The organism is Skermanella mucosa, assembly GCF_016765655.2.
GTDB classification, from domain to species: Bacteria; Pseudomonadota; Alphaproteobacteria; order Azospirillales; family Azospirillaceae; genus Skermanella; species Skermanella mucosa.
The window spans coordinates 4,196,436-4,209,287 of sequence record NZ_CP086106.1 but is presented as its reverse complement, the minus strand read 5'-3'; the positions used below and the strand labels follow the sequence as shown (position 1 = coordinate 4,209,287).

Genomic DNA, 12,852 nt, shown 5'->3' with positions numbered 1-12,852 from the left:
GAAGCGTTTCCGGCCGGCCTCAGGGATGGGCCGGCCGGTCCAGCGCGGTCCGGATCATCTCGACCAGGATCTCGTCCTCGAACGGCTTCTCGACGAAAGCCAGCACCCCCGCCTCCAGCGCCCGCGCCTTGGTGGCGGGGTCGCCGCGTCCGGTGATCAGGATCACCGGCATGTCGTTCAGCCGAGTCCCGTAGGTCTCCATGAACTCCAGGCCGCTCATCACAGGCAGATGCAGGTCCAGCACCAGGCATCCGCCATCCTCCCCCTTGAAGTTCTCAAGGAATTCGGGGCAGGAAGGATAATCTTCGACCGGCATGCAGTAGGATTCCAGCAGGGTCTTCAGGGAGTCCCGCACGGGTTCGTCATCATCGACCAGGAAGACCGTCCGATTATATTGCGCACTCACCCCAGCCTCCTGCGGTCGGACGATGAATCGCGACTTCATCGGCTGCCGTCGCGCTTCGTAGGGGCAAGATAAGCCCGACCGCCCCGGCGATAAATACGCAATAACCCCTAGTGCCCCGCCATAGTCAACGAATTGGTTGACATTCCGGCGCCGACGGTCTTAACTCAACCACATGGTTGAGCAACAGACGACGAACCTTGATCTCGTGTTCCAGGCCCTGGCCGACCCCACGCGGCGGGCGATGCTGCGCGATCTGGCGGCGGGCGAACGCCGGATCGGCGAGCTGGCCGCGCCCTTCTCCATGTCGCTGGAGGCGGCATCCAAGCATGTCCGCGTGCTGGAACGCGCCGGGCTGGTCCGCCGCCGGATACAGGGCAGGGCGCATGTCTGCCGCATCCAGCCGGCCCCGCTGGCCGCCGCGCAGGACTGGATCCGCTTCTACGAGCGCTTCTGGACCGGCCGGCTCGACGCCCTGGAAACCCTGCTCAAGTCCGGCCCCACCGAAGAGACCACCGACCGAGGAGGAACCGAATGACCGCCGCAGAACAAACCGCCCCCGAAACGATCCCCGACGGCATGGGGACCATCGTCGAGCCCGGAACGATCCGGTTCGAGCGCCTGCTGCCCGGCCCGATCGAGCGGGTCTGGGCCTACCTGACAGAGTCCGACAAGCGCGCCCAATGGCTGGCCTCCGGCGAGATGGAACCCCGCGCCGGCAGCGCCTTCTCCCTCCATTTCGACAACAGCGGCCTGTCGCCGCAACGCATTCCCACGCCCGAGAGGTTCCGCCGTTACGATGCCGGAATAACCACCGCCCACCAGATAACCCGCTTCGAACCGCCCCGCCTGCTGGCGATCACCTGGGGCGGCGGAACCGAGGAGCCGTCCGAAGTGACCTTCGAACTGGCCGAGGAAGGGGAGGGTGTCCGCCTCGTCCTGACCCACCGCCGCCTCCCCGACGCCCCGTCCCTGACCAATGTCGGCGCCGGCTGGCACAGCCATCTCGCGATCCTCGCCGACAAGCTCTCCGGCCGCACCCCGCCATCCTTCTGGACGCTGTTCGGTGAACTGGAGCCGATCTACGCCTGATCCCACCCGGCGCAGCGTAAGGGAAACCGGGGTCAGACCACCATTTCGCACCAAGCCTCCCAGAAGCCGACCTTCCGGTGAAATGGTGGTCCGACCCCGGTTTCCCGCTTCAGCGTCAATTCCCCCAACCATTTCCCCCGGAACCATAAATCAAACCCCGCCAACCAACGCAGTAGTTGAGTCCTGCCCAAAACACCCTCACCTTCAGCATAGTCCGTCACTCACGCCCCGGTGCCGCCCGCCATGCTGAATGCCCGCATAGAACTCGCCGGCACCGCCCTCAAATGCTCCGACCTCGAACCCGCTGCCCCGGCGCCCGGCAGTCGCTCAAGCCCCTGCCGCCCGACCGGCTGGAGCGCCTGCGCCGCTGGGCCGCCGACTATGACCGCGCCGTCCGCGCCGACCAGCCGGCCAGCCTCCCCGCCATCGGGCGCGACATCGCGGCCCTGCTGAACGACGACGGCTGGCTGGAATCCTGCCTCCGCGAGAGCACCGGCGACATCGCGCTGGAAATCCGCGTCCCCGCCGACCCGCCCGACCCGGAGGAGCAAGCCCTGGCCGCCGCCCTGCTCGACGTGCCGTGGGAGCTGCTGACATCCCCCGGCAGGACCGGCCCCGCGCTCCTGCTCGATTTCCTGGCGCTCGACGACACCCGGCTGTTCCGAGTCGCCCGCCGCATCGGCCCTCCGCCCCCCGACACCCCCCAACAAACGCCCCCCGCCCCCGGCGACCTGACCCTCCTGTTCATGGCCGCCTAGGTCGAAGGCCAAGACTCCCTCGACTACGAGCGGGAGGAAGCCGCGATCCTCGACGCGACCGCCGGCCTCGACCGCCTGAACCTGCTGGTGGAGGAAAGCGGCGGCGTCGCCGGCTTCCATGACCGCTTGGCGCAGGCCGGCGCGGTGGAGGCGCTGCACATCACCGCCCACGGCGACATCCGGGACGGCGAGCCCTTCCTGGCGCTGGAAGCCCCCGACGGCACCCTCAACCCGGTCGGCGTCGGCGAGCTGCGCGCCGCACTCGGTGCGGAGGAACGCTGCCCCCGGCTGCTCGTCCTGTCCGCTTGCCGCACGGCGGAGGACGCCGGCGCCGCCGGTTCCCTCATCCGGCGCATGGTCGTCGGCGGCATTCCCAACGCGCTCGGCTGGGACGGATCGGTCTACGACACCGACGCCCCCGCTTCGCCGCCGCCTTCTACGGCGAACTGTCGGCCGGCCACACCGTCGCCGGGGCCGCCGCCCTGGCCCGCCGCTCCCTGCTCCAGGCCCACGCCGCCGACCCGAACTCCGGCAGCCACTGGCATCTGGCGCGGGTATATCTCGGCCCGGACGGCGGCGCCCCCCTGTGCGACCCGCAAGCCGGCCGGAGGGAGTTCGACAACGACGCCGGCATCGCCGAATTCCTCGACCGCAGGCGCTGCGCATCCGGATCAAGGAAGCTCTTCCGATCCATCGGCAATGGGAGACATCCTCAGCGTTGCATACGTACTGTACCGGTGCGCCATGCTTCGGATTAAGCGCGGAGTATCCGATCAAGAAGATTGGAAGATCATTGCCGACGAGTTGGCGGAAAGTTTTGCTATTTTCCGTCACCTTGGGCAGGCCAACTTCCTGGCTGAAGTCGGATTCTATTTCGGGCAACTTCTTGCCGCCTCCGGCAACCGCGAAGCCGCGCTGACCGTGCTTGATGAAGCAGCCGCAGCCGCCGAAAAACTTGGTCGGCAGAACCGGGTGGCGGCAATACGGCAGCATCAGGAGGAGATCCGCGGAAGCGGCGGATGAGGCCCGGGCGGGTCGGCAGCACCGCTCCGGGATGGTCCGCGCCCGCCCGATCCGAAACCGCTCCGCCCGCCTGTTCGCTGGCATTTCAGCATAAATTCCTATATACTGCGCCGGTGCCGTGATTTGCCGTCGCGAGCGGGATCTTTGAAGCGTGAATAAGAAACAAGCCGGGGCGGTCCCGTTCCGTCGCGGTGGCCCTGCGCCGGCACCCACGGATCATGACGTTTGTTTACATCACCCCGGCGGGGGGGGGGGCGAACTCTTCAACTCAACCCGCTGTCGGCCGGACGACGGGCACGGCTGTCCGGAGCGGTAATTGCCTCCTGCCCAAGTGCGCCGAGTACCGGTGGCAACACTCCCTTTTCACCATGCGCGGACTCCATCACGCCGGTTTGCACGTGGATGCGCGGGTCAAGCCCGCGCATGAGGTGGAAGGAGGCGCCTGCCGCCGGAAGACCACCCGCACCCCGGGCGGGGGTTGGCGTCAACCATACGGGCGGGCAACGGCACTTCCTTTTCGTCATGCGCGGACTTGATCCGCGCATCCACGTGCGAACTCCATCACGCCGGTTTGCGCGTGGATGCGCGGGTCGAGCCCGCGCATGCGGCAGGAGGAGGAGCCTGTCGCCAGTAGCTCACCCGCGCCCCGGCGGGGGGGGCCGACCATGGCGGATGATGACACTTGCTGACGTTACGCCAAGGTGGCTTACCGCCGGTGGTTGCCCGTGACCGCGTGAAAGGCAACTGCTGGTTTGCCGGAAAATGTAGGTCCGGGAGAGCGAAGCGGCACCCGACACCAACGTGCCAGCTTATGTCTGGTGCCGCTTCGCTCTCCCCGACCTACGGGCGATATGTGGCGCGGCTTTTTCCCCAAAATCGGGCATGGTCCGCGTTTCCGCACGCAAACCAACGCAATGGAGTTCGCGCGTGGATGACCGGATCAAGTCCGGTCATGATGAAGGGGGAGAGCTTCGGTCCGTCCCGGGAATCTTCCGCCCCACGGCAATCACCGTTCCGGACGGCAGGAGTTGGAGTGAACCCCTGGACTGAGACATGGCGAATGATGACATCTGCTGACATCAGGAGGGGGGAGCAGCGATGGAGAAGCCGCCGCCCAACCCCCGACCCAACGGGCACCCGCCCCGGAAAATGATGACACATGATGACATAACCGGGGGAGGGGGCCGTCATCATCACCCTCCCAACGCGCATCCCGCCCGCGCGCACGTCCCGGGACCCGGTCCCTACACCCGCGAAACCGGTCCAGTGTCGCGCTTCCTCGCGCCTGCGAGGCGGCCGAGTAGGGAAGCTGGTACCTCCCCGACCCGGCCTGACCACAAATCGACTTACAAGGAGTCGACTCATGGCTGATCGAGCCAATAGCACACCCACGGCCGTTTCGCGCCGGTTCATGTTGACGTCGGCGGCAAGTCTCCCCCTCGCGGCCCTGCCCACCGCCGCCCCAGCCGCAGCCACCGCAACCGCCGCCCCGGCCCCGACCGGCGAACTGGCGGCGCTCCTGGCCCGCCACTGCGACGCCGATCTCCGCCTCCAGGAGCTGGCGGCGGAGATCGCCGCCGGCCTCGCCCGAATGCCGGCCTGGGCCCGCCCCGGTGTCCGTCCTTCAGGCGAGCCGTGCCGCTGGCCCGAATGGCGCCGGTCGGAGCTGGCCGCCCACGGCCTGCCCGGCACCATGCCGCCGCGGATGTCTCTGGGCGACCTGGAGGAGTTGCACCGGCAAAGCCTGAGGGAGGCTCCCGCCGACTTCGCCGCCCTGGAGGAGCGCCACCGCGCCCGCGTCAATGCCTGGATCGCCAAGCGGCACCGCCAGCGGACATGGGGCCGGCGCCTTGGCATCGACCGCCTGCGCCGACAGGTCAACGAGATCGCCTTCCTCAAGCACGGGATCGAGCGCGCCATCCTGGACCTGCTGACCGCCGGCCGGTTCGACGCTTAACGCACCGCGCCGCCGCTCCCTCACGCCCCCGGCGGCGCGACGCCGGCCTCCAGCGCCATCCGAACGAGCTGGGACAGGCTCCGCGCCTGCATCTTCTCCATCACCCGCGCCCGGTGGATCTCCACCGTGCGTGGGCTGATGTCCAGCTCGTACGCGATCACCTTGTTGGCATGGCCGGCCACCAGCCCCTCCAGCACCTCGCGCTCCCGCGGGGTCAGCTGCGCGATCCGCTGGACGATTTCCGGGTTCGCGGCGGGGCGGAGCTGAAGGGCACGGCGCACGGTCTCGATGATCGCCTCATCGTCGAACGGCTTCTCGACGAAATCGACCGCCCCGGCCTTCATCGCCCGGACCGCCAGGGGAACGTCGGCATGCCCGGTCATGACGATGACGGGAAGCTGGGTGTTGCCGGCGTTCAGCGTCTCCTGCACCTGGATGCCGTCCATCTCCGGCATCCGGACATCGACCAGCAGGCAGCCGGCCTCGGCCGGGGCCGGCGAGGCGAGGAATTCCACCGGGGAGGCGAAGGCTTCCACCGTGAATCCGGCGGATTCGAGCAGGATCTGAAGGGAGTCGCGGACCGCGTCGTCGTCGTCGACCACGACGACGGTTCCCGGCCGACCATGTTCAGTCATCATTCCTGTCCTCCGGGCGGGCAACCTCCACCGTGAAATGGAAAGTCACGCCGCCCTCGGGGTTGGGCGTGACCCACAGGCGCCCGCCATGGGCATCTATGATCGAGCGGCAGATCGACAGGCCCAGGCCCATTCCCTTCTCCTTGGTGGTCACGAACGGCTGGAACAGGTTGGCCGCCACCACCGGGGCCAGGCCCGGTCCGGTATCCCTGACGCAGACCTCGACCAGGTCGTCGTGGGTGATCGCCGTGGCGATCGTCAGGTCGCGGACGGGGCTCAGGGCAAGCGACTCCATGGCGTTCCGCACCAGGTTCAGGACCACCTGCTGGATCTGGATCTTGTCGATCCACACCGCCGGGGCGTCCGGCGTCAGGTCGAAATGGACCCGGATGTTGTCCTGCTTGGCGCCGACCAGCGCAAGGGCGCTCGCCTCCTCGATCACCTTGTTGATCGGTTCGGCGGTGCGGTCGGTCTGGCCCTTCTCGATGAAGTCCCGCATGCGGCGGATGATCTGCCCGGCGCGGGTCGCCTGGGCGACCGCCTTGTCCATGGTCTCCAGCACCTTGACGCCCGGCTTGTGCTCCGCGGCGTCCATCATGCGCCGGCATGCCTTGACATAGTTGGTGATGGCGGTAAGCGGCTGGTTCAGCTCATGCGCCAGGGTCGAGGACATCTGCCCCATGGCGCTGAAGCGGGAGACGTGCAGAAGCTCCGACTGAAGGTCCTGCAACCGCTTCTCGGCATGCTGGTGCTCCGTCAGGTCGCGGACGAACCCGGTGAACAGCCGGCGCCCCGCCAGGGTGACTTCGCCCACCGCCAAGTCCATCGGGAAAGTGGTGCCGTCCGCTCGCTGGCCGACGACCACCCGGCCGATCCCGATGATCCGCTTCTCCCCGGTCGTCAGGTAATGATCCATGTAGCCGTCATGGGCGGCGCGGTAGGGGGCCGGCATCAGCATGCTGACATTGCGCCCCACGGCGTCGTCGGCTGCGTAGCCGAACAGCCGTTCCGCGGCCGGACTGAACGATTCGATGATGCCGTGCTGGTCGATCACGATGATCGCGTCGGGCACCGTCTCCAGGATGGAGGTGAGGCGGGCCTTCCGTTCGAGCAGGACGGCCTCCTGCTGCTTGCGCTCGGTGATGTCGCGGATGATGCCGATGAAGATGCGGTCCTCGTCCGCCCCGGCCTCGCCGACCGACAGTTCCATCGGGAAGACGGAGCCGTCCTTACGCCGGCCGTGAACCTCGCGGCCGATGCCGATGATCTTTCGGTGGCCCGTCTCCCGGTAGTTCCGCAGGTAGCCGTCGTGCTCCTCCCGGTAGGGGTCGGGCATCAGCATCTTGACGTTCCGGCCCAGCACCTCCTCCGGCGCATAGCCGAACAGTCGCAGGCACGCCGAATTGCAGGTCTGGATGTTGCCGAACCTGTCGATGATGACGATGCCGTCGGGGGCGGTGTCGATCAGGGCGCGCAGCTTGTCGTCGTCGGCTGCGGGAATTGGGTGCTTTTCCACGGGGTGCATGCTCTGGGAACTCGGTCTTTCGCCGATCGTACCAGAAAAACCGGACAAGATGGTCTACTCAACTCGTCGCAAATGCAGATACTTGCCCGTCGTCCGAGCGATGGGAATTGAAGTTTTCCGCACGGCTGCTAAACCTTGTCCGCAAGATTCGGACCGCCGCGCGACGATCGGGGTTGCGGTCGAGGAAATGGACTGGGAGGTTCCACGCTCATGAAGGCAATGTATTGGATGGCCGGTGCCCTGGCCCTCGCGCTCACGGCGGGGTCGGCCCTGACGGGGGCCGCCCGGGCGGAGACGACGCTCCAGCTCGGCCACCCCACGGCCGCGACCTCGCACTACGGCGTGGCGGCGTCCACCCTGGCCGACGAGCTGGCCCGGCGCAGCAACGGCAAGTTCAAGGTCGTCTCCACCCCCAACGGGGCCGAGCGCGAGATGATCGAGAGCGCGCAGATCGGCACGCTCGACCTGGTGGTCACCTCGACCGGCCCGGTCGGCAACTTCGTGCCGGAAGTGGCCGTGGTGGACATCCCGTTCCTGTTCAAGGACTATGCCCATGCCCGCGCCGTGCTGGACGGGCCGATCGGGCAGGACATGCTGAAGCTGTTCCCGGACAAGGGGATCGTCGCCCTGGCCTGGGGCGAGAACGGCTTCCGCCACATCACCAACAGCAAGCGTCCGATCAACGACCCGGCCGACGCCAAGGGGCTCAAGGTCCGCACCATGGAGAACCAGGTGCACATGACCGCCTTCCGCCAGCTCGGCGTGCTGCCCACCCCGATGGCCTTCACGGAGGTGTTCACCGCCCTCCAGCAGGGCACCGTGGACGGGCAGGAGAACCCGATCCCGGTCATCACCGCGTCCAAGTTCGCCCAGGTCCAGAAGTACCTGACGCTGACCGGCCACGTCTATTCGCCCGCCATGATCCTGATGGCGCGCTCCACCTTCGACGGGCTCACCGCCGAAGAGCAGCGGATGTTCCGCGAGTCGGCCGCCGTCGCCGCCAAGGCGATGCGCGAGAAGGTCGCCGCGGTCGAGTCCAACGGCGTCGATGAACTGCGCAAGGCCGGGATGGAAGTCATCACCGATGTCGACCGCACCAAGTTCCAGCAAGCGCTGGAGCCGGCCTACGCCGAATACTCCAAGCGGTTCGGCAAGGAGAACATCGACCGAATCCGCAACTACACGCCCTGATCGTCGGATTCCATGATCCGGATCTTCCTGGCGATCGAGGGGGCGTTGAACCGGGTGATCGGGCACGCCGCCGCCGCCTGCCTGGTGGTGGCGGCGGTGTCCGCCTTCTACCAGGTCGTCACCCGCTTCGTCTTCGAGCAGCCTTCCACCTGGTCGGAGGCGCTCACCCGCACCTGCCTGATCTGGATGGTCTTCCTGGGCATCACGATCGCCTTCCGGCACGGCGCGCTGGTGGCGGTCGACCTCGCCTACAGGGCGGCCTCCGGACCCTGGCGGACGGCGCTCCGCGGCTTCATCACGCTCAACAGCATCGCCCTGCTGGGCGTCATCCTGTGGTTCGGCGTCCAGATGGCGTGGCGGGTCCGCTTCCAGACCCTGGCCGGGCTGGAGATCTCCATCGCCTGGGCCTACGCGGCGCTGCCGGTCGGCGCCTTCTTCTCTCTGCTGGCCGTGATCGCCCATTACCTCGACCGGCGCGACGTCGACCTGGAAGGGGCCGCCGGATGAGCACGACCATCCTCGTCACCATGCTGGCGCTGTTCGCGCTCAGCGTCCCGATCGCCATCTCCATCGGCATCGCCAGCATAGTCGGCATCGCCGGCTTCACCAACCTGCCGCTGCTGCTGGTCGCCCAGCAGCTCTTCGTCTCGCTCGACCGCTATCCCCTGGCGGCGATTCCCTTCTTCATCCTGGCCGGCAACCTGATGGAGGTCGGCGGCATCTCGACCCGGCTGGTGGATTTCGCCAAGTCGATCGTCGGCGGCGTCCAGGGCGGGCTCGCCTGCACCTGCGTGCTGACCTGCATGATCTTCGCCGCGGTGTCCGGATCGAGCGTCGCCACGACCTTCGCGATCGGCGCGATCCTGATCCCGGCCATGGTGAAGCACGGCTATCCCGCCCCCTTCGCGGCGGCGCTCCAGGCGACTTCGGCCGAGCTGGGCGTGATCATTCCGCCGTCGATACCGATGATCCTCTACGCGGTCTCGGCGGAAGTCTCGATCGGCGAGCTGTTCATCGCCGGCATCGGGCCGGGTATCCTGATCGCCGGCGCGCTGACCGCCTTCGTCTATGTCTGGTGCCGCATCAAGGGCTACGGCCGCGACGACCGGGACGGCCGCCTGGGCTTCACCGCCGCCGTCCGGCGTTCCGGACTGGCTCTGCTGATGCCGGTCGTCATCATCGGCGGGATCTATGGCGGCGTCTTCACCCCGACCGAGGCGTCGGTGGTCGCGGTCTTCTACGCCCTGGTCGTCGGGCTGGTGATCTATCGGGAGATCAAGGTTTCCGATCTGGCACCGATCCTTCGGAAAAGCGTCATCTCCTCCGCGATCATCATGTTCATCATCGCGACGGCCGGCCTGTTCAGCTTCCTGATCAACCGGGCCGGCATCCCGGTGGCGGTCGGCGAGTGGCTGGTGCAGTCGATCGACGGCGCGGTGGTGTTCCTGCTGGCGGTCAACGCCTTCCTGTTCGTGCTCGGCATGTTCGTGGAGACCTCGGCCGCGATCATCGTGCTGGCCCCGATCCTGGCCCCCGTGGCCTCCCATTTCGGGATCGACCCGATCCATTTCGGGCTCGTGATGGTGGTCAATCTCGCCATGGGCATGATCACGCCGCCGTTCGGGGTCAACCTGTTCGCCGCCTGCCAGGTCGCCAACATACCGCTCGACCGGATCATCCGGCCGCTGGTGCCCTTCGTGCTGGTGATCCTCGGCTGCCTGATGGTCGTCACCTTCGTGCCCGACGTTTCCCTGGTGTTCCGGAACCTGCTGTACTGAACCGCCGTTGAGGCGGCATGGGGGAACATCCGGTTTATGTCGGGTGTGCCGGCTGGTCGATTCCCAGCCCGCACGCCAGCCTCTTCCCGGCCGAGGGAAGCCATCTGGAACGCTACGCGCGCCGCCTGCCGGCGGTGGAGATCAACAGCTCCTTCTACCGGCCGCACAAGCCCGAGACCTATGCCCGCTGGGCGGCCTCGGTCCCCGAGGGCTTCCGATTCGCGGTCAAGGTGCCCAAGCAGATCACCCACGAGCGCCGGCTGGCCGACCCCGCCGACCTGCTCGACCGGTTCCTAGGCGGGGTCCGGGAACTGGGCGACCGCCTCGGCCCGCTGCTGGTCCAGCTGCCGCCGAGCCTCGCGTACCGGCGGGACTCGGCGGAGGGTTTCTTCACCCTGCTGCGGGATCGTTTCGATGGCGGCATCGCCTGCGAGCCGCGGCATCCGAGCTGGTTCAACGACGGGCCGGAAGCCCTGCTGGAGCGGTTCCACGTCGCGCGCGTCGCCGCCGATCCGGTCGCGGTTCCCGGCGGGGAGGCGCCGGGCGGCTGGGGCGGGCTGGTCTACCGCCGCCTTCACGGCTCGCCCGAGATTTATCACACCGACTACGGGCCGGAGCGGCTGGGCGCCGTGGAAGCGGCCGTGCGCGGGGATTCCAGGACGGCGCCCGCATGGTGCGTCTTCGACAACACCGCGCTGGGCGCCGCCCCCCAGAACGCCTGCGCCGTCTGGTCGGGACTTTGTTTGGAATCACGAAACCCGCCTCGATTATAAGGTTGACCCGATATCGGGCGCGCGCGATCAATGGCCGCGCCAAGGGGCACCTTCAGACAGGCAAAGCAGATCAGCATGAGCGATTTTCAGCATTCTTCCGACAGCCAGGCATCCAAGCTGGACAGTGCCCTCGCGCGCATCGATCAGGTGATCGACAGCGTGTCGAAGAAGCTGGACGAACAGCGGTACGAGCATCGCACCGTGGTGGAGGAGCGCGACGCCGCCCGGACCGAACTGGACGAGCTGCGCCGCAAGTATGACGAGCTCCAGGCCAAGGCCGACCATGCCGCCGACCGCATCGAGGTCCTGATCGGCATCGTCGAGCGCAGCTTCCCCGACCTCGCCCTGTCCGTGACGGAAGGCGGCCAGCAGGACGGCGACCATCACCACGAGGGCCACCACGACCATGGCCACCACCACGAGGGCGGCGGGGAGCATCAGCCCCAGCAGAATTCCTACGGGTACTGACGTCCTCCAGGGCCATCATCGGGGACCGGCGGCCGTCCGGGCGGCCGCCGGCCTACTCGCGCATCGGTTTAGGGAGCGGGTTCGGCAGCGGCGGGGCAGGGGACCGGGAGGAGGATTTTATTGACCGGAAACCCCAAACGATATTATGAACTTATATCCTCGTCTTCAAAAGCACGTTGAACCATGCCGATACCGACGCCGCCCCATGAAGATCCGGCCCGACTTCTTCGCGGCCCAGTTCCTCGCGGCATGGTCGTCGGGATCGCCATCGGCATCGCCGCGGCGCTGCTGAGCGGCTGTTCCAGCTCCCCGCCGGACCGGACGGGACCGGCGGCGCAGGGCGGCTACACCGGCGGCCTCTCGGGCGATCCCTGGGCCTCGCATATCGCCGAGGCGTCGCAGCGGTTCGACGTTCCGGAACCCTGGATCAGGGCGGTGATGAAGGTCGAGAGCGGCGGGCGGACCCACATGAACGGGCGCCCGATCGTCAGCCGGGCCGGCGCCATGGGCCTGATGCAGGTCATGCCCTCCACCTACGAGGAATTGCGGGTCAAGCACGGGCTGGGGTCGGACCCGTTCGAGCCGCGCGACAATATCCTGGCCGGCACCGCCTACCTGCGGGAAATGTACGAGAAATTCGGCTCGCCCGGCTTCCTCGCCGCCTACAATGCCGGCCCCGGCCGCTACGGGGAGTATCTGACCGGCGACCGCGGCCTGCCGTCGGAGACCCGGAACTACGTCGCGATGATCTCGCCGCAGATCGACGGCATCCATCCATCGCGGCGCGTCACCGATACCATGTATGCCGCGGCGACCCCGCCCGCCGCCCCGTCCAGGACCGTCCCGTCCAGGACGGTGGTCGCGGTGGCGGCCCCGCCGCCGCGCGCCCGCTCGGTCATCACCGCCAGCGCCGCCCCGGTTCCGATCGCCCCGGTTCCGGCGGCGCCCATCCAGCAGGTCGCCATGGTTCCGGCTGGCGGCCCGGCTGGGGGCCCGGCCGGGGATTGGGGCATCCAGGTCGGCGCCTTCCGCTCTGCGACGGAGAGCAACCGGGCGGTGGAGGATGCGCGCCGCGCCGTTCCCGATCTCCTGACGCCGGCGCGGGTTTATGTCATGGAAGTCAATACGCCGGCCGGACGGCTGTACCGCGCCCGGCTCCTCGGCGTCACCTCGGCGAGCGCCGACCGCGCCTGCGCCCGGCTGACCAGCCAGGGCTCGGCCTGCATGACGGTCTCCCCGTCCTGATTGC

General features: G+C 67.8%; 14 protein-coding genes. 11 read left to right on the top strand and 3 right to left on the bottom strand.

What is annotated here, in order from left to right:
• Positions 1-19 precede the first annotated feature (19 nt).
• Positions 20-406 (bottom strand): response regulator transcription factor, encoded by a 387-nt coding sequence (locus JL100_RS19540; protein WP_228420798.1) that lies wholly within the window; start codon positions 404-406, stop codon positions 20-22.
• Between the two features lie 172 nt (positions 407-578).
• Here JL100_RS19540 and JL100_RS19535 point away from each other — a divergent pair, with 172 nt between their 5' ends.
• The 5 genes from JL100_RS19535 to JL100_RS19515 all read left to right on the top strand — a co-directional run bounded on the left by JL100_RS19535 (position 579) and on the right by JL100_RS19515 (position 5,233).
• Positions 579-941 (top strand): ArsR/SmtB family transcription factor, encoded by a 363-nt coding sequence (locus JL100_RS19535; protein ID WP_202679283.1) that lies wholly within the window; start codon positions 579-581, stop codon positions 939-941.
• Positions 938-1,495: an SRPBCC family protein gene (locus JL100_RS19530; RefSeq protein ID WP_202679282.1), complete on the top strand. Its 558-nt coding sequence runs from the start codon at positions 938-940 to the stop codon at positions 1,493-1,495. The genes JL100_RS19535 and JL100_RS19530 overlap by 4 nt, the downstream gene beginning before the upstream one ends.
• 284 nt (positions 1,496-1,779) lie before the next feature.
• Entirely contained in the window at positions 1,780-2,253 is a 474-nt protein-coding gene (locus JL100_RS19525; protein ID WP_202679281.1) for a hypothetical protein, read from the top strand.
• 45 nt (positions 2,254-2,298) lie between these two features.
• A complete protein-coding gene (locus JL100_RS19520) occupies positions 2,299-3,276 on the top strand; it encodes a CHAT domain-containing protein (RefSeq protein WP_202679392.1) in 978 nt (325 codons plus the stop codon).
• A 1,363-nt stretch (positions 3,277-4,639) separates the two neighbouring features.
• Positions 4,640-5,233, top strand: a complete 594-nt coding sequence (locus tag JL100_RS19515; protein WP_202679280.1) for a hypothetical protein — start codon at positions 4,640-4,642, stop codon at positions 5,231-5,233.
• A gap of 20 nt (positions 5,234-5,253) precedes the next feature.
• On the opposite strand, the gene fixJ is transcribed toward JL100_RS19515, so the two are convergent.
• Both fixJ and JL100_RS19505 read right to left on the bottom strand, forming a co-directional pair.
• Entirely contained in the window at positions 5,254-5,871 is a 618-nt protein-coding gene (gene fixJ, locus JL100_RS19510) for a response regulator FixJ (RefSeq protein WP_323378251.1), read from the bottom strand.
• Positions 5,861-7,384: a PAS domain-containing sensor histidine kinase gene (locus JL100_RS19505; RefSeq protein WP_228420797.1), complete on the bottom strand. Its 1,524-nt coding sequence runs from the start codon at positions 7,382-7,384 to the stop codon at positions 5,861-5,863. The genes fixJ and JL100_RS19505 overlap by 11 nt, the downstream gene beginning before the upstream one ends.
• Before the next feature lie 219 nt (positions 7,385-7,603).
• On the opposite strand from JL100_RS19505, the gene JL100_RS19500 reads away from it, so the two are divergent.
• From JL100_RS19500 to JL100_RS19475, 6 genes are all read left to right on the top strand, one after another.
• On the top strand, positions 7,604-8,584 hold the full coding sequence (locus JL100_RS19500) for a TRAP transporter substrate-binding protein (protein WP_202679278.1): 981 nt from the start codon (positions 7,604-7,606) through the stop codon (positions 8,582-8,584).
• Between the two features lie 12 nt (positions 8,585-8,596).
• The gene (locus JL100_RS19495) at positions 8,597-9,091 is read left to right on the top strand and encodes a TRAP transporter small permease (RefSeq protein WP_202679277.1); all 495 of its coding nucleotides are present in this window, start codon (positions 8,597-8,599) and stop codon (positions 9,089-9,091) included.
• Positions 9,088-10,362 carry a TRAP transporter large permease gene (locus JL100_RS19490; protein WP_202679276.1) on the top strand — a complete coding sequence of 425 codons (1,275 nt, stop codon included), beginning with the start codon at positions 9,088-9,090 and terminating at the stop codon, positions 10,360-10,362. Before JL100_RS19495 ends, JL100_RS19490 begins: the two co-directional genes overlap by 4 nt.
• 17 nt (positions 10,363-10,379) lie before the next feature.
• Positions 10,380-11,135 (top strand): DUF72 domain-containing protein, encoded by a 756-nt coding sequence (locus tag JL100_RS19485; RefSeq protein WP_202679275.1) that lies wholly within the window; start codon positions 10,380-10,382, stop codon positions 11,133-11,135.
• A gap of 75 nt (positions 11,136-11,210) precedes the next feature.
• Positions 11,211-11,603, top strand: coding sequence for a hypothetical protein (locus JL100_RS19480; protein WP_202679274.1), 393 nt, complete (start codon positions 11,211-11,213; stop codon positions 11,601-11,603).
• Between the two features lie 249 nt (positions 11,604-11,852).
• The gene (locus JL100_RS19475; protein ID WP_202679273.1) at positions 11,853-12,848 is read left to right on the top strand and encodes a transglycosylase SLT domain-containing protein; all 996 of its coding nucleotides are present in this window, start codon (positions 11,853-11,855) and stop codon (positions 12,846-12,848) included.
• Positions 12,849-12,852 lie beyond the last annotated feature (4 nt).

Bases quoted from the DNA above. Each gene is read 5' to 3' on its own strand.
- fixJ (WP_323378251.1), bottom strand. From the start codon at position 5,871: ATGATGACTGAACATGGTCGGCCGGGAACCGTCGTCGTGGTCGACGAC.
- JL100_RS19525 (WP_202679281.1), top strand. From the start codon at position 1,780: ATGCTCCGACCTCGAACCCGCTGCCCCGGCGCCCGGCAGTCGCTCAAG.
- JL100_RS19475 (WP_202679273.1), top strand. From the start codon at position 11,853: ATGGTCGTCGGGATCGCCATCGGCATCGCCGCGGCGCTGCTGAGCGGC.
- JL100_RS19490 (WP_202679276.1), top strand. From the start codon at position 9,088: ATGAGCACGACCATCCTCGTCACCATGCTGGCGCTGTTCGCGCTCAGC.
- JL100_RS19485 (WP_202679275.1), top strand. From the start codon at position 10,380: ATGGGGGAACATCCGGTTTATGTCGGGTGTGCCGGCTGGTCGATTCCC.
- JL100_RS19530 (WP_202679282.1), top strand. From the start codon at position 938: ATGACCGCCGCAGAACAAACCGCCCCCGAAACGATCCCCGACGGCATG.
- JL100_RS19480 (WP_202679274.1), top strand. From the start codon at position 11,211: ATGAGCGATTTTCAGCATTCTTCCGACAGCCAGGCATCCAAGCTGGAC.
- JL100_RS19495 (WP_202679277.1), top strand. From the start codon at position 8,597: ATGATCCGGATCTTCCTGGCGATCGAGGGGGCGTTGAACCGGGTGATC.
- JL100_RS19535 (WP_202679283.1), top strand. From the start codon at position 579: ATGGTTGAGCAACAGACGACGAACCTTGATCTCGTGTTCCAGGCCCTG.
- JL100_RS19515 (WP_202679280.1), top strand. From the start codon at position 4,640: ATGGCTGATCGAGCCAATAGCACACCCACGGCCGTTTCGCGCCGGTTC.
- JL100_RS19500 (WP_202679278.1), top strand. From the start codon at position 7,604: ATGAAGGCAATGTATTGGATGGCCGGTGCCCTGGCCCTCGCGCTCACG.